The sequence below is a fragment of the Pelorhabdus sp. sgz311001 genome, from assembly GCF_055901755.1.
On sequence record NZ_JBVXUT010000001.1, the window covers coordinates 516,747 to 534,948 of the forward strand.

Genomic DNA, 18,202 nt, shown 5'->3' on the forward strand with positions numbered 1-18,202 from the left:
TTCATGATTACGCTTATTTTTTTAGATGATAAGGAATGGTTGTTACAACGACGTTGTCTTTTAAAATTAGCAAAGTACGTAAAATCCAGCCGGTTTGATTGTGTAGCAGTCGATGCCAGCTTTTTTTTGTTTCGAATTCGGGAATGAGTACGGTAATAAAGTCTTCCGGTGACTTTTCTTTTTCTAGTTTGGCTACATAATCAATAAGCGGCTGAATTACGAGGCGATAGGGCGAATAGACGGTAACTAGATGGATATCTAAGTTGAGTGACCGCCACTTTTTCTCGACCTTTTGACCGCTTTCTTCGTCAATAGCGATATGTAACGCTGTTACGTCAGCCGAAATGGAACGAGCGTATTTTAGCGTTTCGGCTACGACTCGCGTCGGTGAGGCAATGGGGACAATGACCATATTTTTCCCGATAGGCGTATTGAAAATTTCTTCAATTTCATTAGAAGGCAAGTGAAGCTGTTCTGCCATATCATTGTAATGGTGACGAATTTTTTTGAAGACGAACATCATGATCGGAATAAACACGATGACCATCCAGGCGCCATAGAAGAATTTCGTCACTAAGATAATCAGTACTACGATACCGGTGATTATGGCGCCAAAGGCATTTAAAATAGCTCTCACAATCCAGCCGGAGCCCTGTTCATGTTTCCAATGAACGACCATGCCGCTTTGCGCAATGGTAAAGGAGAGAAATACGCCGATGGCATAAAGTGAAATCAGATCTTCTGTATTGCCATTAAAGATGACAATAAGCAGGCCAGCTACGATGCTTAACAGAATAATGCCATTGCTGAAGCTAAGCCTTTCACCGCGTGTTCCCAGATAGCGGGGCATGTAGCCATCTTTAGCGAGAATCGATAACAGCGGCGGCAGACCATTAAAGGAAGTATTAGCAGCAAGATAAAGAACGAGCATCGTTGTAATTTGAATATAATAGTAGAAAAAGCCGCGGCCAAAGGTTTTTTCCGCAATCTGTGATAAAGCGGTTACGTCATCAAGGGGAAGAATATGAAAATGCATTAATAAATAGGAAATTCCGAGGAACATGACACCAAGAATCAGTGACATCCAATAAGTCGTTTTAGCGGAATTTTTTACTTCAGGTTCTTTAAACATCGGAACGCCGTTGGAAATAGCCTCTAAACCAGTCATCGAACTACAGCCGTTAGCAAAGGCTCGTAGTAGCAAATAAAATACGGGGAAGTTGAGCTGCCTTTCCAAGGATTCTGGCGGAATTGTTGGGCCAAGACCGGAAAGAGATTGCCAGATGCCAGCGCCAATTAAAATAAAAATACCCATAATGAAGGCGTAAGTCGGAATGACAAAGGCACTGGAAGATTCACGGACTCCCCGAAGATTCACAAGCATGAGAATAAAAAATAATACAAATAAGTCAATTGAAATTTCGTGGGCTGAAAGTTCGGGGAAGGCGGAGATGATGGCCGCTGTTCCGGCTGAAACACTTACGGCTACAGTTAGCGTATAATCGGCGAAGAGCGCTGCCGCTGCGGTAAGAGCCGGCCATTCGCCAAGATTATGGATCGCTACGGAATAGGAGCCGCCGCCGCCAGGATTGGCTTTTGCCACTTGGACATACGATAATGTTACGATTGCTAGTAAGACTAAAATAGCGATAGATACGGGCCCGATGAAGCCGTAAGCCATCATGCTAGGCAAAGCTAAGATCAACATAATCTGTTCTGGCCCGTATGCCACGGAAGACAAGGCGTCAGAAGAGAAGATTGCCAAGGCCTTCCATTTTGGCATTTTTTCATGCACCATTTCTTGATTGTGCAGTGGTCGACCAATAAGCAGGCGACGCAAAAAGTGCATCATAAGTGAATCATCCTCCAAGAAAAATATAACTCAGAACTTAATTATACAAGGACTGCTGTAGAATGAAAGCTTTGTTTTAGACGGATTTGCTATTATTTATTCGCAAATAAGAAGCATTTTAGCCTAAAAGGTTCCTATGACATTTCTTTTAACGCATTCGCTACCAATCTCTTACTTTTTCTTGAAAAATGCACCAGATGAGCTGGTGCATTTTCCTGTATCTGTATTTAACGTCTGGGATAGCAGCTGTTGGGGTAGCAATAGCGAGGATTGCAGCCGTGATTAGGCCAGCAAGTCATCCGTGGTGAACAGTAGCGGTTCGGATAGCAATAGGTATTGGGTGAACAAGGTGTGTTGGGGAAACAATAGGTATTAGGGTAACAAGGGCGGCGCGGATAACAAGAACGGGGGTAACAAGGCCGCGGATAGCAATTGTGGGGATAACAAATGCGAAGCGGTTCATCATAAAAATCAGCAGGCGTTTCAAAACGATCATCTAGTTCTTTTAGGTCTTCAATTTCCAGTTCGCCTTCTTGCCAAAAATCTCGTTCGTCAGACATTTATTTTTCCTCCCAAATCCCCAATGCGGGGTTGTATAGGCAGTTCTTAGGTGCGGCAAGCCAATGGGGAGTGGCAGCTGTAGCTTGCGCTAGGGGGCGGCAGTCATGGCAGGCATAGCGGTATTCGCAGTCGCAGCATTTTTCAATTTTATCCTTGGTGAGACGCCAGCAGGATTGTAGTTTTTCGCCAGAAAGTATTGATGAGAGGGATTCTGAATGGATATTGCCTAAAATTTGTTCACGAGCAAAAATACAGGGAATTACATCACCCATGGCGGTAATAGCTACTTTTCCGGCTAGACAGGTATGGTAGGTTTGGTTGCGGCTAAAAGCCAATGGGTCCGTAAAAAACGGCGGCTGAATAGGCGGCGTTGTGAGATGGTTCGGGCGGATGGCTTGATCATTGCCGCGGCCTGTCGGGCGAATTACGTCAGGTGGCGAGGGGGGTAAGCCAAGGCTGGCGCAAAGCTTCATAATATTTTCGGCCTCTGTTTCATTTTGTTTCATTAAGATAGAGGCAATACGTAGGGGCACATGGGCCGCTAGTAAGCTCTTTATTGCGGCGAGAGTTTGTTCAAAACTGCCAGGGTTTTGTGTAATTAGATCATGAATAGCAGCTTTATCGCTATAGAGTGTTGTGGCGATTTGCAACTTCTGTTCTTGGATAAAAGCAATCTCTTTTTCCGTAATTAGCGTAGCGTTTGTAAATATTTCAATGATTTCAAAGCCGAGTTCTTTAGCATACAGAGCTAGTTCGCGCCAGTGGGGATAAAGCAAGGGTTCACCGCCAATCAGTTGAACGGAACGAGCGCCGGCTGCAAAAGCCTCCCTTAATATTTGTTCACAACAATTGAGCGGAAGTTCTGTGACTGTTTCGGGTGAACTGTCGGCATAGCAATGCAAACAGCGATTATTGCACATTCCCGTTAGTTCTAGCCAGATAAAATCAAGGGTTTGCGTCTGAACTGGTTCCGTGCTTGGCCAGTCGAGGGCAGGCTGCTGATAGTAAAAGGAGCCGAGGCCCAGTGAAATGAGATGGTCAAGAAACTGGAGTTCGTTTTCTTTTAGTAAGGCCGCAGATAAAACCATAGTTTGAGATGAGCTTTCACTACCTGTTAAGAGCGATACGGCGGCAGGGCTAATGGAATGAACCTTGCCAGATTTGACGTTATAGATGGCGCCGCGCTGTTGACCGACCACGAGATGACAATCTTTATTTAAGCAAAAGAACAAGAAGAACCACTCCTTTGGTTTTGCCTTTAAGCTGGGTTATTTATTTTTATTCGGCCAATCTACTAGAGGTGCAGCCAATTAGATACTTTTTTTCAATATTATGTTGACAAAGTGTGGCTTTATAGCTATAATGAAAAAGTCGTCAGAAAAAATTGTGCGGAAGTAGCTCAGTGGTAGAGCATCGCCTTGCCAAGGCGAGGGTCGCGAGTTCGAATCTCGTTTTCCGCTCCATTAAAGTCAAATTCCCAGCAAAAATCGCTGGGTTTTTTGCATTTTTCTTGTTTTTGTTATACAATTATGATAGTATATTAGGCATGGCATGCTGGCGTTCGTGTTTCTACATAAGGCAATCATTGCGATTTGAATTTGTATTAGGACAAGCATGGCACTATTCATTAAGGAGGATATCGCATAAATGAAAGTAACAGTGGAAAGAATAGACAACCATAAAGCCGTACTTGAGGTGGAAATTCCTCAGGAACAAGTAACGAAAGCGGTAGGTCGTGCATATCAAAAATTGGCTGCTAAAGTAAATATTCCTGGCTTCCGTAAAGGAAAAGTTCCTAAGAAAGTATTGGAAATGAGAATTGGTAAAGAAGCGATTATGGAAGAAGCATTTGATCTTTTGGCATCTAATGCTTATAGCCAAGCGCTTGACGAACAGAACATTGAACCTGTAAGTCGTCCGCAGATTGAAGTCGTTACGTTAACGGAGGAAGCTCCTTGCGTATTTAAAGCAACTGTAACGGTGAAACCGGAAGTGACTTTAGGCGAATATAAAAACTTGAAAGTTGCGGAAGTAAAAGCAGAAGTAACTGATGAAGAAGTTGACAAACAGCTAGAAGATATGCGTTCCCGCCAAGCAAAAATGGTTGTAGTTCCTGATGCTGTTTTAGAAAAAGGCGATTTCGCCATTATTGACTTCGAAGGCTTTGTTGATGGCATTCCTTTCAAAGGCGGCGATGCACAAGGATATCCGTTAGAAGTTGGTTCCGGTAGCTTTATCCCTGGGTTTGAAGATCAGCTGATCGGTGCAAAAAGCGGGGAAGATCGTCTTGTTAAAGTAAGCTTCCCAGAAGAATATTTCTCGCAAGAATTGGCTGGCAAAGCCGCTGAGTTTAAAGTGAAAATTCAGGATATTAAACGCAAGGAATTGCCTGCTCTTGACGATGAATTTGCTAAAGACAGCGGCGAGTTTGAAACCTTAGAGGAATTAAGAGCCGATACCAAGAATAAGCTAGAAGAGGCTGCTAAAGAAAAAGCAGAACGCGAATTTAAAAACAACGTAATTAAATTGGCTGTAGATAATGCCCAAATGGACATTCCTGATGTTATGGTCGATGACCGCATCAATGTTATGATTCAAGATCTAGCTGTGAATTTAGAAAGTCGCGGCATGAAACTGGATAAATATTTGGAATATGTTCATATGGATATGAATACGCTCAGAGAAAATTATCGCGATAATGCTTTAGCCAATGTAAAAGTAGATCTTTTGCTCGAAGCAATTGCTAAAGCAGAAAAACTCAAAGTAGAAACTGAAGATTTAGACGCTGAAACAGCTGCTATGGCTGAAGCTTATCAAGCACCTGTAGAAGAAGTACGCAAAATTATTACCGAACAAGGCAACATTGGCGCATTAGCGCAGACTGTTCTGCGTAAAAAAGCTCTTGGCCTGATTCTTGACACGGTAGAAAAAGCGTAAAACAGGATGCTACTACACGAATAGAGGTGGTAATCATGAATTTTGTTCCTGTTGTTGTAGAACAATCAAATCGTGGCGAACGATCTTATGATATTTACTCTCGTTTGCTGAAAGACCGTATTGTCTTTATTGGCGGACCTATCGATGATACTGTAGCAAATCTTGTGATTGCACAGCTTTTATTTTTAGAGTCTGAAGATCCTGATAAAGATATTCACTTGTATATTAACAGCCCAGGCGGCGTTGTAACTGCTGGCTTAGCTATTTATGATACGATGCAGTATATTCGTCCTGATGTATCGACAATCTGCATTGGTTCAGCGGCCAGTATGGCAGCGATTCTTTTAACGGCTGGTGCTAAAGGAAAGCGCTATGCTCTACCTTATTCCCGTATTATGATTCATCAGCCTCATGGCGGTGCGCAGGGGCAGGCGACGGATATTGAAATTCATGCTCGTGAAATTTTGCGGTTACGCGAAATTGGCAATGAAATTTTATCTCGTCATTCTGGTCAACCCTTGGAGAAAATTCGTCAGGATATGGAAAGAGACTTCTTCATGTCAAGCCAAGAAGCTTTAGATTATGGTTTGATTGATGCTGTGGTATCTCGTAGCGATAAACAGAAGGAGACTTCCGAATAAAGAGGTGATAGCATGTTGAAGTTTGGCGATGACAGAGGTCAGTTAAAATGTTCCTTTTGCGGCAAGTTGCAAGAACAGGTTAAAAAGCTAGTTGCTGGTCCAGGCGTTTATATTTGTGATGAGTGCATTGAATTGTGCAACGAAATCATCGAGGAAGAGCTTGGCGAAACGATTGACATTGATATGAAAGAAATTCCAAAACCGAAAGAAATTAGAGCGATTTTGGATCAATATGTCATTGGTCAAGACGATGCCAAAAAATCTTTGTCGGTAGCTGTGTACAATCACTATAAACGGATCAATATTGGTTCTAAGATGGATGATGTGGAGTTGCAAAAATCCAACATTATCATGCTGGGACCGACAGGCAGCGGCAAGACTCTTCTAGCACAAACACTAGCTAAAATTCTCAATGTACCCTTTGCTATTGCTGATGCAACCTCTTTAACAGAAGCGGGCTATGTCGGTGAAGATGTAGAAAACATTCTGCTAAAGCTGATTCAGGCGGCCGACTACGATGTAGAGAAAGCCGAAAAAGGCATTGTATATATTGATGAAATTGATAAAATTGCTAGAAAATCGGAAAATCCATCTATTACCCGTGATGTATCTGGCGAAGGCGTGCAGCAGGCTCTGCTTAAAATTTTAGAGGGAACTGTTGCCAGTGTTCCGCCGCAAGGTGGTAGAAAACATCCTCACCAGGAATTCATCCAGATTGATACAACCAATATTTTGTTCATTTGTGGCGGTGCTTTTGATGGTATCGACCGGATTATCAGTGCTAGAATCGGCAAGAAAAATCTCGGCTTCGGCGCTGATATTCAACCGAAAGAAAAGAAAAATGTTGGCGAACTTCTCGGCAAAATGCTGCCGGAAGATTTACTGAAATTTGGTTTAATTCCTGAATTTGTTGGTCGTCTGCCAGTGATCGTAACATTAGATGCGCTTGATGAAGCGTCGCTTGTGCGGATTCTATTGGAACCCAAAAATGCTTTGATTAAACAGTATCAAAAGTTTTTGGAAATGGATGAAGTGCAACTTGAATTTAAGGAAGACGCTCTTTCGGCGATTGCTGACGAAGCCATTAAGCGCAACACCGGCGCTAGAGGACTTCGGGCAATTATTGAAGGAATTATGCGCAATGTTATGTATGAGATTCCTTCGCGCAGTGATGTGACGAAATGCGTGGTAACTCGCGAAGTCGTCATGGCGAAAGAAGAACCGAAATTGGTCACTGCAGCTGATAAAAAAAGCAAGAAAAAAGAAGAGTCTGCTTGATTAGCAGCTTAGCTTGAGGAGAGAACCTTGCGTTCTCTCCTTTTTTGTCTCTTTTGCTCGTCGGATAAAATGAAGTTTTGCGCTCATACTAAACTTGTGCAAAGCTGAAAAAGAACACGGAGCAAAAGGAGGGCGAACATGGAATATGCAGTCAATTTTTTTACGTTACTCCAGTGCTTTTTTGCTGTAGTAATTGGCCTTTACTTTTGGAATTTACTTAGATCACAACAAGGGAACAAAGTGGCTGTAGAAAAAGAATCACGTTCTGAAATTGATAAATTGCAACGATTGCGGTCCATTGCTTTAACGGAGCCGCTGTCAGAGAAAACACGTCCCACTTCTTTTCGGGAGATTGTCGGTCAAGAAGAAGGCATTCGCGCTCTGCGAGCGGCTCTTTGCGGCCCCAATCCACAACATGTCCTTCTTTACGGACCACCAGGTATCGGCAAAACTGCGGCAGCTAGACTTATTTTGGAAGAAGCCCGTGGCAACAGTCTGTCTCCTTTTCGACCTGGCGCTGTCTTTACCGAATTGGATGCCACTGTAGCGCGTTTTGATGAGCGGGGAATTGCCGATCCGCTGATTGGTACTGTTCATGATCCGATTTACCAAGGGGCGGGGCCGTTAGGCGTTGCTGGTATTCCTCAGCCGAAAGCGGGAGCAGTCACTAAAGCCCACGGCGGTGTTTTATTTATTGATGAAATTGGTGAGCTCCACCATGTACAAATGAATAAACTATTAAAAGTCCTGGAAGATCGCAAAGTATTCTTGGAAAGTTCCTATTACCATAAGGAAGACAAAAATATCCCGCTGCACATTCATGATATTTTTCAAAATGGCTTGCCGGCGGATTTTCGTCTGATTGGTGCTACAACAAGATTGCCGGAGGAGATTCCGGCAGCACTGCGTTCACGTTGCGTCGAAATTTATTTTCGGCCATTGCTTGCGCCTGAAATTGGCAGAATCGCTAAGATAGCCTTAAATAAAATAGATTTTTCTGTTGAGCCTGAAGTGATTTCTTTAATTGAACGCTATGCTTCGAGCGGGCGCGAGGCTGTAAATATCGTACAGACCGCGGCGAGTATGGCTCTTACGGAAAGACGTCGTACTCTTTCGAAGGCTGATATAGAATGGGTGATTAATTTTAGTCAATACGACCCGAGGCCGGAAACGAAGATTGGGGCAAGTCCGCAAGTCGGGTTTGCCAATGGCTTAGCGATTTGCGGTCCTAGCATCGGGGCGATGATGGAAGTTGAAGTTGCGGCGACGAAAGTGGATAGTGGTCAAGGAAAACTGACGGTAACAGGAATTGTTGATGAGGAAGAAATTCAGAGTCAAGGCCGCTTAATTCGTCGTAAAAGTATGGCTAAAGGATCGATCGAAAATGTTATGACTGTATTGAAAAATGAATATTCCATTGATTTTTCGTCTTATGATGTCCACGTGAATTTTCCTTCGGCCGGACCGGTTGATGGGCCGAGCGCTGGCGTAACCATCGCTGCCGCATTATATTCGGCGATTCATCAGATTCCCATTGACAACCGAGTTGCTCTGACAGGAGAATTATCATTGCGCGGCTTAGTTAAACCTGTGGGCGGAGTACTCGCAAAAGTGCTAGCGGCAAAGCAAGCCGGAGCCGAAAAAGTTTTGATTCCCCGAGAAAATGAACAGGAGGGGTTTCAATCTTTGGGCATTGAAGTACTTGCTGTGGATACTTTGCAAGAAGTTCTTGCGGAGACATTGTGTTTCGATTCTAGAACACTGGTACAGGAACCGGCTAAGATCAATTTAATATAAAACAAGGACAGCCGGGAAACTTACCCGGCTACTCTTGTGAGAAAAGAAAGGATTTTTAGGGAATGTGTAAGAATATGTATAAGATAGGCTGACCTATGAAATAATTACCGCAGCTCTTATTTCGGTTGCTAAACCGGAATAAGGACGTACAAAGTGAAGAGGCGAGAAGGAGGACACATTATGTCTGACCAAAAAAAATTGATACCATTGCTGCCGCTTCGAGGCATCTTGGTATATCCTTATATGATTATTCATCTTGATGTAGGCCGGGAAAAGTCGATCAGCGCCCTAGAAGAGGCGATGGTTCATGATCGGCTTATTATGCTGGCAACACAGAAAGATGCCCAGACGGATCAGCCAGAAGCGGAAGATATTTTTGAAATTGGCACGGTAGCGGAAATTAAACAATTATTAAAGCTGCCTGGCGGTACGATTCGAGTCTTGGTAGAAGGACTTCATCGGGCTAAAATTGCAAATTATATTAAATTTGATCCTTACTATTCCGTAGAGATTGAAGAATTTTCGGAAGTGGAACAGAAAACGCCAGAAATAGAAGCTCTGACGCGTACAGTGATCAGCCAATTTGAACAGTGGGTGAAGCTGAGCAAGAAAATTCCGCCGGAAACGCTTGTATCGGTTGTGACCGTAGAAGAAGCGGGGCGGCTTACTGATTTGATTGCGACTCATTTATCTCTGAAGATTGAAGATAAACAGGCGCTGCTTGATGCAGTAACCATTAAAGAACGCCTGGAAAAGCTTTGCGAGATATTAGGCCGTGAAATGGAAATATTGGAACTGGAAAAAAAGATTAATGTGCGCGTACGCAAACAAATGGAAAAAACCCAGAAGGAATACTATTTACGCGAGCAAATGAAGGCCATTCAAAAGGAATTAGGCGATAAGGATGACCGGGCGGCCGAGGTAGAAGAATATCGGCAGCGCATGAAGGAACAAGAACTGCCTAAAGAGGTAGAAGAAAAAATCAAGAAGGAAATTGACCGTCTGGAAAAAATGCCACCTATGGTGGCGGAAAGCGCCGTCATTCGCACCTATCTCGATTGGCTACTTTCTTTGCCTTGGTCGAAAATTTCTACAGATCGTCTTGATATTACTTTGGCAGAAGCCACGCTAGATGAAGATCATTATGGTCTGGAAAAAGTGAAAGAAAGAATTTTAGAGTACTTGTCTATTCGCAAATTAACCGATCAGATGAAAGGACCAATTCTCTGCTTGGTAGGGCCGCCTGGCGTTGGTAAAACATCGCTGGCGCGCTCGATTGCCAGATCAATGGAACGTAAATTTATTCGCGCTTCTTTGGGTGGCGTGCGTGATGAAGCGGAAATTCGCGGTCATCGTCGGACTTATGTAGGCGCTATGCCTGGTCGGATTATTCAGGGAATGCGGACAGTTGGTTCAAAAAATCCGGTCTTTTTGCTAGATGAAATTGATAAAATGAGTGCTGACTTTAGAGGCGATCCGTCTTCCGCATTGTTGGAAGTGCTGGACCCTGAACAGAACAATACCTTTAGTGATCATTATGTAGAGCTGCCCTTTGATTTATCGCGCGTGCTTTGGATTGTTACGGCGAATGTGATGCATAATATTCCCCGGCCGCTGTTAGACCGTATGGAAGTGATTCAGATTCCTGGCTATACGGAAGAAGAAAAGGTGCAGATTGCTAAACAGTATTTGGTTAGTAAACAGACGAAAGAACATGGTCTTACGGAGAAACAAATTTCATTTTCCGACGCGGCGATTCAAAAGATTATTCGTGACTATACGCGCGAAGCGGGAGTCCGCGGCTTAGAACGCAGTATTGCTGGCCTTTGCCGTAAGGTGGCCCGTCAAATTGTCCAGAATAAGCGTTCGCGTGTTAAAGTTACACCGCAAAACATTCATGTCTTTTTGGGTAGTCCGAAATTCCGCCATTCTGCTGCGGAAAAAGAGCCTCAGGTTGGCGTAGCGACAGGGCTGGCTTGGACGGAAGTGGGCGGCGATGTTTTACCTGTAGAAGTTTCGACTATGAAGGGCAAAGGGAAACTAACCTTGACCGGACAGCTGGGCGAAGTTATGCAGGAAAGTGCTCAGGCTGGTTTTAGCTATATTCGCAATCGGGCGCAGCTTCTTGGCATTGATGAAGAGTTTCACGAAAAACTAGATATTCATGTGCATTTACCAGAAGGCGCAATTCCTAAGGATGGCCCGTCAGCTGGTATTACCATGGCTACGGCGATCGTTTCAGCGCTAAGCGACAGACCGATTCGCAGCGATTTAGCTATGACTGGCGAAATTACGTTACGTGGCCGCGTTCTTGCTGTCGGTGGTATAAAAGAAAAAGTTCTGGCGGCGCATCGTGCTGGCATTAAAACCATTCTTTTACCAGCGGAAAACAAACGTGATCTTGAGGAATTGCCGCAAAATGTAAAACGAAGCCTGGAATTTATTCCAGTAGAGCATATGGATGAAGTCCTTAAAACGGCCTTGTTGGCAGGAAAATCGTCTGAGGAAGCGACGGAAACAGCGGAGGCTGCAAAAGAATGACTGAAGAAGTAAAAAACGGGCAAATGGCACCAGGCGAGAACGCGGCAGCTGTAATCGCAGAGGTTGAGGTTCTGGCGGCAAAATACGTCGCTTCCGCTGTGCGGGCTGATCAATATCCAGCAGAAGATCTGCCTCAGTTTGCCTTTGTAGGAAGATCCAATGTAGGAAAATCTTCGTTGATTAACTCGCTTTGCCGTCATCGGGGTTTAGCTCGCATCAGTAGTACGCCAGGTAAAACGCAAACTCTTAATTTTTATCAATTAGAAATGCGAAAATCTCTAGAGAGAAAGAGCATTTTCTTTGTCGATTTGCCTGGTTATGGCTATGCTAAGCGGGGGCAAAAACAACGCACAAGCTGGGGAAAATTTATTGAAGATTTTCTTATGGAATCTACGGAACTGAAACGGGTATTTCAGCTTATCGATATTCGCCACCCTGTGCAGGAAAGCGACTTACAGGTTTTTGACTGGCTTGTTTCATCAGGCGTACCTGTACAGATTATTGCGACCAAAGCCGATAAATTAAGTCGTTCGGCCGTGCAGAAACAGCAAGCTCTTATTAGTCGTCAGCTAAAAATAAAACAACATGAAATCATGACTTATTCTTCGTTAAAAGGAACTGGCAGGAAAGAAGTTCTTGACGTTATTGGCGACCTTTTGTTACTATAACAGTAATTGAATAGGAAAGGACAGTCTCCGGGCTGTCCTTCTTTCCATGCTGAACAGGTCTTATTTTCTTATTATTTTTAGAAAGGCTGGATGTCATGCTGTCACAACTCGATAAGGCTATTTTAAATATTTTACAGACGAAACTTCCGGTAGCCAGCCGTCCTTTTGCAATGATTGGCGATGCTGTAGGCTGCGATGAGGAGACAGTTTTGTCACGTGTCCGTTGGATGAAGGACAATGGCTATATTCGGCGAATTGGTCCTTTTTTTGATTCGGCACGACTCGGATATGTTGGTACATTAGTTGCTGCTGAGGTAGATAGTGAGGCCCTTGCTGCGGTAGCGCAAAAAATCAACTCCTATGTGGGCGTAACTCATAATTATGAACGAGAAGGGGAATTTAACCTTTGGTTTACACTGCTTTCACCAAGTAAAGCGGCGCAAGAACAAGTTCTGGCGGAAATTGCAAAAGTTCCTGGGATTCGGCGTTTGCATAGTTTACCAGCCCAAAAAAAATTAAAAGTAAATGTCAAATTTGATTTGAAGTAGGTGATGGAGTGGATTGGCTGGATAAAGAGATTATTATACTAATGCAAGATGAATTTCCTTTGGAAAAGGAACCTTATGCACGCTTAGCTAGCGAATTGAAAATTACCGAAGCAGAACTGATAGAACGATTGCAGCGGTTTCAAGAAACGGGGAAAATTCGTAAGTTTGGCGCTGTTCTGACGCATCGTCGCATTGGCTATACAGCAAATGCTTTATGCGCTTGGATTGTGCCATTTGCTGACTGTGAACGAGTCGGGGAAATTATGACAGCGTCTCCTGCTGTTACACATTGCTATTGCCGGGAAATAAAACCAGACTGGCCTTATAATTTTTATACGATGATCCATGGCCACAGCCGGGAGATTTGTGAAGAGACTGCGCTAAAGTTAGCAGAAGCGACAGGCGTTTTCGATTATAAGTTGCTGTTTAGCACCAAGGAATGGAAAAAGACGAGTATGCGTTATTTTCAGGAAGACGCAGTCTTACGCCAGGAAAAAGCGCAATAGGGAATAAAAAGGGGAAATATGGTGGACTATATGTCTGTTGTATTGTATGATAGTAACAGACTTTAGCTGTAGGTGATCTGATTTGACTATGACTAATTTATTTTCACTGGTGCAAGAAGAAATGGCTGCCGTGGAACAGGAGCTACTTGAGATGGTTACTGTGCCGGAAGCTTTACTTAGTAAAATCGGTGGACATTTACTTCATGCCGGTGGAAAGAGATTGAGGCCGGCTTTGTTTTTACTCTGTGCCAAAAGGGACAAGGAACAAAGTAACGAGGCTCATTATTTAGCAACGGCTATCGAATTAATTCATATGGCGACACTTGTCCATGATGATGTAATTGATGTGGCGGCTACGCGGCGGGGGCGTCCTACGGCAAATGTGATTTTTGGTAACCATGCTTCGGTTTTGGCTGGAGATTATTTGTTCGCTCGTGCCTTTTCTTTGATCGCTGAGCATTCACGCAGTGAATCGATGAAACTTTTAACAGATGCGATCTGTGTTATTTGTGAAGGGGAAATTTTCCAAGAACGGGATCTCTTTGATTTAAACCAAACCATGGAAGGCTATTTTACCAATATTAATCGCAAGACAGCTGATTTTATTGCAACAAGCTGTAAGTTGGGTGGAATTGCTGCTGGGTATGATACGCAGTCGGTAACGGCGCTTCATCGTTATGGCTACTGCATTGGGATTGCTTTTCAAATTACGGACGACCTACTTGATGTCACGGCTACGGAACAGGAAGTAGGCAAGCCCACAGGCAATGATTTAAAACAAGGCATCTTAACAATGCCTACGCTGTATGCGTTGAACCATAGTCACAATAAAGACAAGCTGTATCAATTAATTGCCTCACGTGCTGTAGCGAATGATGCAACAAAGCTGACAGAGGCATTAGGTTATATTCGTAATAGTGGTGCTGTTGAATATTCTTTTCAGCAAGCCCAGCACTACCTGGAAGAGGCGCGGCAGGTTTTGCCTGAATGCATACCGCTTTCGGTTAAAAAGGTTCTTTTGGATATTACTGAATTTATTGGTAAACGTCATTTTTAAGATTTCAAGAAAGACATTTTATGCGCTGCGATAAAATGTCTTTTTTTCAATCATTATTCTGCTATTTTGTTAAATTACTGTAAAATGAAAATATTTTAAAGGAATTATCACTTGGTAGGGCGAAATTTTTTAGACAAATCTTACTGAATATCCCTCATATTGTGTTTTAGAAAACAAACAGGTATAATATTAATGAAAGGGTGTGACAGGATTGTTTAGTTTTAGTATGCCGGAATTGATCTTAATTCTTGTAATTGCTTTAGTTGTATTTGGACCGGGGAAACTTCCTGAAGTTGGCAAGGCTCTTGGCCGCGGCATTACTGAATTTAAAAAGGCGACTATCGGTGAAGCAAAAGATGAGTCCATTAAAGTAGAAGCAAAGCCGATTGAAGAACCTCGCAAAGCGGAAGAGAAAAAGTGAGGATTTCTTATGGCGACCGATGAACAAGACGAAGTAACGGCAGCAGAATCCGATACGGCTGCACCCGCCGCGCAAGGAATGATGTCGCTGGTAGACCATCTGCAGGAATTACGTCATCGGTTAATTAAAATAATTATTGCACTGGTGGCCACAAGTTCTGTCTGTTACTTCTATGCTGTAGACTTAGTGAGTTTTATTACAGCGCCAGCTGGAAAACTTTATTATATGCATCCTGCTGAAGCTTTTTTTACCTATTTAAAAGTTTCTTTTTTTGTGGGTTTTTTAATTGCACTACCTGTAATTTTATATCAAGTTTGGGCTTTTATTCTGCCAGCTTTAACGGGTACAGAGAAGAAAGTTTCTTTTTTTCTGGTGCCCGCATCTGTTTTGCTTTTTTTAGCGGGACTGGCCTTTTCCTACTTTTTAGCACTTCCAGCGGGGATTCGCTTTATGCTGGGATTTGCTACGGATAGTTTGCAGCCGCTTTTTTCGATTGGTGATTATTTATCATTTGTAATTTCCTTTTTATTGCCTTTTGGCTTTGTTTTTGAATTGCCCCTGTTTATTACGGTAGCAGCGAAATTGGGGCTGCTTACATCAGATTTTTTAAAGAAAAAACGCAAAGTCGTTTTTGTTTTATCGTTTGTATTCGGCGCCATACTTTCGCCGACGCCAGACGTGTTTTCACAGACGCTTGTAGCTGTGCCCATGCTTATTTTGTATGAGATTAGCTTATTAATCGTCCGTTATATTTTAAGAAAATAAATAGCTATGCTCCTTTCAGATTTTGCTGTCGGCGAAATTCTGGAGGGACTTTTTCACATTAGAAAGGATGGACTTATGGCGCATTTACTTGATGGACAAAAAACAGCACAATTGATCAAAGATGAACTAATAAATGATATTGCTTGTCTGAAAAATCGGGGAATTACGCCAGGCCTTGCTGTCATCCTAGTTGGTGAAAATCCTGCCTCGAAAGTTTATGTAGGACATAAGGAAAAGGCTTGCCAAGCCTTAGGCATTTATTCCGAAGTGATTCGAATGCCGGAAACGGCAACGACAGCAGAGGTTCTTGCCGTAATTGGCGAGCTAAATCAACGTGATGCGATTCACGGCATTCTCGTGCAACTGCCTTTACCACAAGCCGTCGATGAACAGCAAGTGATTGAAGCAATTGTACCGGAAAAAGACGTAGATGGTTTTCATCCGATTAATACCGGGTGTTTATGGCAAGGAAAAGATGCTTTTATTCCTTGTACGCCTCAAGGCGTTATGGAATTATTAGACCGCTATGATATCGCTGTTGCCGGTAAACATGCAGTCATTATTGGACGCAGTAATATTGTAGGAAAACCAATGGCTGCTTTGCTCTTGGCCAAAAGCGCCACTGTGACGATTTGTCACTCAAAAACAGAAAATCTGGCAGGTCTTACGAAGCAAGCTGACATAGTGATTGCTGCCGTAGGCAAGCCGCAATTTGTAACAAGCTCCATGGTGAAAGCAGGCGCTGTAGTGATTGATGTAGGGATTAATCGCCTTGATAAGAAGCTGGTTGGCGATGTGGACTTTGCCTCTGTGCAGGAGATTGCCAGTGCTATTACGCCAGTACCAGGCGGTGTTGGCCCATTGACAATCGCCATGCTGCTGAAAAATACAGTAAAGGCTGCGAAACTTATTAGTGAATAAGGGCAGTCTTGATGCAAGAATGATTTGGAGGGAACGACAGGTTGAAAAGTGACGTAGAAATTGCACAAGAAGCAGTGAAAGAACCGATTACAGTTGTAGCGAAGCAATTGGGAATTGGGGAAGAAGAAATTGAATTATACGGCAAATATAAAGGGAAAATAGCTCTTTCCACTTGGGAGCGCTTAAAAGATCGCCCCAATGGTAAGCTCGTCCTTGTGACAGCTATTACGCCGACGCCTGCCGGTGAAGGCAAAACAACAACAACAGTGGGCTTAGGCGATGCCCTTCATAAACTCGGTAAAAAGGTCGTTATTGCCCTGAGAGAACCTTCTTTAGGGCCTTGCTTTGGAATTAAAGGCGGTGCAGCTGGCGGCGGATATGCTCAAGTTGTACCGATGGAAGATATTAACTTGCACTTTACGGGCGATATTCATGCGATTACCACAGCGCATAATCTGCTGGCGGCGATTATCGATAACCATGTTCATCAAGGCAATGAATTGAATATCGATCCTAGACGCATTACTTGGCGGCGGGTGCTTGACTTAAATGAACGGGCTTTACGTCAGATTATTACAGGTCTTGGCGGTAAGGCCAACGGTGTGCCGCGCGAAGGTGGTTTTGATATTACGGTTGCTTCAGAAATGATGGCAATTCTGTGTCTTGCTGCTGACTTAGAGGATATGAAAGCAAGAATCAGCCGGATTATTGTGGCTTATACCTACGATAATAAGCCAATTACCGTAGCGGATCTTAAAGTAGCAGGAGCCTTAACGCTTCTCTTTAAAGATGCGATTAAGCCGAACTTAGTACAGACGTTGGAAAATACGCCAGCTCTTGTCCATGGCGGTCCTTTCGCTAATATCGCTCATGGCTGTAATAGTATTATGGCGACAAAATTTGGTTTGAAACTGGGCGATATTGTTGTTACAGAGGCTGGTTTTGGCGCTGATCTAGGTGCCGAAAAGTTTCTTGATATTAAGTGTCGGTTCGGCGGGTTTTCGCCAGATGCTGTTGTTCTTGTCGCTACGGTAAGAGCACTGAAAATGCATGGCGGATTACCAAAAACCGCATTGACTACAGAGGATCTTGCCGCGTTAGAACGCGGTATGGCCAATCTAGAAAAACATATTGAAAATATGAAACAATTTGGTTTGCATACTGTTGTGGCAGTCAATGTGTTCCCGACGGATACACAGGCCGAGCTTGATCTTTTAAAAGAAAAATGCGAAGTCTTAGGCGCTGAAATCGCTATTTCCAATGTATGGGCTGATGGCGGTGCTGGCGGCGTAGAGTTGGCGGAAAAAGTTCTGGCCGCTTGTGATCAGGCGAAAAATTTCCAATTTGTTTATGATGTCAATGAATCAATAGAACATAAAATTACGGCAATTGCTAAGACGATTTATGGTGCGAGTCAAGTGGCCTTTACAGCAGCGGCAGCTAAGACCATAACGGAACTTACGGCGCTTGGTTTTGATAAAACGCCAATTTGCATTGCGAAAACACAGTATTCCTTTAGTGATGATATGACCAAACTGGGTCGTCCGGAGAATTTCACTTTGACGATTCGTGAGATTCGTGTGGCTGCCGGGGCTGGTTTTCTTGTTGCCTTAGCAGGCAATATTATGACAATGCCTGGTCTTCCCAAACGGCCAGCAGCGGAATTAATGGATATTGCCAATGATGGTACAATCACCGGCTTATTTTAG

At 43.4% G+C, this 18,202-nt stretch carries 16 protein-coding genes and 1 tRNA gene; 14 read left to right on the forward strand and 3 right to left on the reverse strand.

What is annotated here, in order from left to right:
• Positions 1 to 13 precede the first annotated feature (13 nt).
• From AC0MXB_RS02625 to AC0MXB_RS02635, 3 genes are all read right to left on the reverse strand, one after another.
• Complete coding sequence (locus tag AC0MXB_RS02625; protein WP_474038025.1) at positions 14 to 1,852, reverse strand: APC family permease; 1,839 nt, start codon at positions 1,850 to 1,852, stop codon at positions 14 to 16.
• A 227-nt stretch (positions 1,853 to 2,079) separates the two neighbouring features.
• Complete coding sequence (locus AC0MXB_RS02630; RefSeq protein ID WP_474038026.1) at positions 2,080 to 2,412, reverse strand: hypothetical protein; 333 nt, start codon at positions 2,410 to 2,412, stop codon at positions 2,080 to 2,082.
• Positions 2,413 to 3,645, reverse strand: coding sequence for a radical SAM protein (locus tag AC0MXB_RS02635; protein WP_474038027.1), 1,233 nt, complete (start codon positions 3,643 to 3,645; stop codon positions 2,413 to 2,415).
• Between the two features lie 156 nt (positions 3,646 to 3,801).
• Here AC0MXB_RS02635 and AC0MXB_RS02640 point away from each other — a divergent pair.
• The 14 genes from AC0MXB_RS02640 (at position 3,802) to AC0MXB_RS02705 (ending at position 18,202) form a co-directional block, all read left to right on the forward strand.
• A tRNA-Gly gene (locus AC0MXB_RS02640) sits at positions 3,802 to 3,876 on the forward strand.
• A gap of 184 nt (positions 3,877 to 4,060) precedes the next feature.
• A complete protein-coding gene (gene tig, locus AC0MXB_RS02645) occupies positions 4,061 to 5,350 on the forward strand; it encodes a trigger factor (protein ID WP_474038028.1) in 1,290 nt (429 codons plus the stop codon).
• A gap of 35 nt (positions 5,351 to 5,385) precedes the next feature.
• A complete protein-coding gene (gene clpP / locus AC0MXB_RS02650; protein ID WP_474038029.1) occupies positions 5,386 to 5,991 on the forward strand; it encodes an ATP-dependent Clp endopeptidase proteolytic subunit ClpP in 606 nt (201 codons plus the stop codon).
• A gap of 12 nt (positions 5,992 to 6,003) precedes the next feature.
• Positions 6,004 to 7,269, forward strand: a complete 1,266-nt coding sequence (gene clpX / locus AC0MXB_RS02655) for an ATP-dependent Clp protease ATP-binding subunit ClpX (RefSeq protein ID WP_474038030.1) — start codon at positions 6,004 to 6,006, stop codon at positions 7,267 to 7,269.
• A gap of 138 nt (positions 7,270 to 7,407) precedes the next feature.
• Positions 7,408 to 9,066 carry an ATP-dependent protease LonB gene (gene lonB / locus AC0MXB_RS02660; protein WP_474038031.1) on the forward strand — a complete coding sequence of 553 codons (1,659 nt, stop codon included), beginning with the start codon at positions 7,408 to 7,410 and terminating at the stop codon, positions 9,064 to 9,066.
• Between the two features lie 180 nt (positions 9,067 to 9,246).
• Positions 9,247 to 11,607: an endopeptidase La gene (gene lon / locus AC0MXB_RS02665; RefSeq protein WP_474038033.1), complete on the forward strand. Its 2,361-nt coding sequence runs from the start codon at positions 9,247 to 9,249 to the stop codon at positions 11,605 to 11,607.
• A 23-nt stretch (positions 11,608 to 11,630) separates the two neighbouring features.
• Positions 11,631 to 12,275 carry a ribosome biogenesis GTP-binding protein YihA/YsxC gene (gene yihA / locus AC0MXB_RS02670; RefSeq protein ID WP_474038729.1) on the forward strand — a complete coding sequence of 215 codons (645 nt, stop codon included), beginning with the start codon at positions 11,631 to 11,633 and terminating at the stop codon, positions 12,273 to 12,275.
• A 95-nt stretch (positions 12,276 to 12,370) separates the two neighbouring features.
• Positions 12,371 to 12,823 (forward strand): siroheme decarboxylase subunit alpha, encoded by a 453-nt coding sequence (gene ahbA / locus AC0MXB_RS02675; protein WP_474038034.1) that lies wholly within the window; start codon positions 12,371 to 12,373, stop codon positions 12,821 to 12,823.
• A gap of 8 nt (positions 12,824 to 12,831) precedes the next feature.
• Positions 12,832 to 13,329, forward strand: coding sequence for a siroheme decarboxylase subunit beta (gene ahbB / locus AC0MXB_RS02680; RefSeq protein ID WP_474038035.1), 498 nt, complete (start codon positions 12,832 to 12,834; stop codon positions 13,327 to 13,329).
• 88 nt (positions 13,330 to 13,417) lie between these two features.
• A complete protein-coding gene (locus tag AC0MXB_RS02685) occupies positions 13,418 to 14,386 on the forward strand; it encodes a polyprenyl synthetase family protein (RefSeq protein WP_474038037.1) in 969 nt (322 codons plus the stop codon).
• Between the two features lie 211 nt (positions 14,387 to 14,597).
• Positions 14,598 to 14,807: a twin-arginine translocase TatA/TatE family subunit gene (locus tag AC0MXB_RS02690; protein WP_474038039.1), complete on the forward strand. Its 210-nt coding sequence runs from the start codon at positions 14,598 to 14,600 to the stop codon at positions 14,805 to 14,807.
• Positions 14,808 to 14,816: 9 nt separating this feature from the next.
• Positions 14,817 to 15,572, forward strand: coding sequence for a twin-arginine translocase subunit TatC (tatC, locus tag AC0MXB_RS02695; RefSeq protein WP_474038040.1), 756 nt, complete (start codon positions 14,817 to 14,819; stop codon positions 15,570 to 15,572).
• Positions 15,573 to 15,647: 75 nt separating this feature from the next.
• A complete protein-coding gene (gene folD / locus AC0MXB_RS02700; protein ID WP_474038041.1) occupies positions 15,648 to 16,493 on the forward strand; it encodes a bifunctional methylenetetrahydrofolate dehydrogenase/methenyltetrahydrofolate cyclohydrolase FolD in 846 nt (281 codons plus the stop codon).
• Positions 16,494 to 16,534: 41 nt separating this feature from the next.
• Positions 16,535 to 18,202 (forward strand): formate--tetrahydrofolate ligase, encoded by a 1,668-nt coding sequence (locus AC0MXB_RS02705; protein ID WP_474038042.1) that lies wholly within the window; start codon positions 16,535 to 16,537, stop codon positions 18,200 to 18,202.

What these genes read in the sequence shown, in the direction of transcription:
- ahbA (WP_474038034.1), top strand. Translation starts at nt 12,371, where the DNA reads ATGCTGTCACAACTCGATAAGGCTATTTTAAATATTTTACAGACGAAA.
- folD (WP_474038041.1), top strand. Translation starts at nt 15,648, where the DNA reads ATGGCGCATTTACTTGATGGACAAAAAACAGCACAATTGATCAAAGAT.
- lon (WP_474038033.1), top strand. Translation starts at nt 9,247, where the DNA reads ATGTCTGACCAAAAAAAATTGATACCATTGCTGCCGCTTCGAGGCATC.
- AC0MXB_RS02630 (WP_474038026.1), bottom strand. Translation starts at nt 2,412, where the DNA reads ATGTCTGACGAACGAGATTTTTGGCAAGAAGGCGAACTGGAAATTGAA.
- clpX (WP_474038030.1), top strand. Translation starts at nt 6,004, where the DNA reads ATGTTGAAGTTTGGCGATGACAGAGGTCAGTTAAAATGTTCCTTTTGC.
- AC0MXB_RS02685 (WP_474038037.1), top strand. Translation starts at nt 13,418, where the DNA reads ATGACTAATTTATTTTCACTGGTGCAAGAAGAAATGGCTGCCGTGGAA.
- yihA (WP_474038729.1), top strand. Translation starts at nt 11,631, where the DNA reads ATGGCACCAGGCGAGAACGCGGCAGCTGTAATCGCAGAGGTTGAGGTT.
- AC0MXB_RS02625 (WP_474038025.1), bottom strand. Translation starts at nt 1,852, where the DNA reads ATGATGCACTTTTTGCGTCGCCTGCTTATTGGTCGACCACTGCACAAT.
- lonB (WP_474038031.1), top strand. Translation starts at nt 7,408, where the DNA reads ATGGAATATGCAGTCAATTTTTTTACGTTACTCCAGTGCTTTTTTGCT.
- clpP (WP_474038029.1), top strand. Translation starts at nt 5,386, where the DNA reads ATGAATTTTGTTCCTGTTGTTGTAGAACAATCAAATCGTGGCGAACGA.
- tig (WP_474038028.1), top strand. Translation starts at nt 4,061, where the DNA reads ATGAAAGTAACAGTGGAAAGAATAGACAACCATAAAGCCGTACTTGAG.
- tatC (WP_474038040.1), top strand. Translation starts at nt 14,817, where the DNA reads ATGGCGACCGATGAACAAGACGAAGTAACGGCAGCAGAATCCGATACG.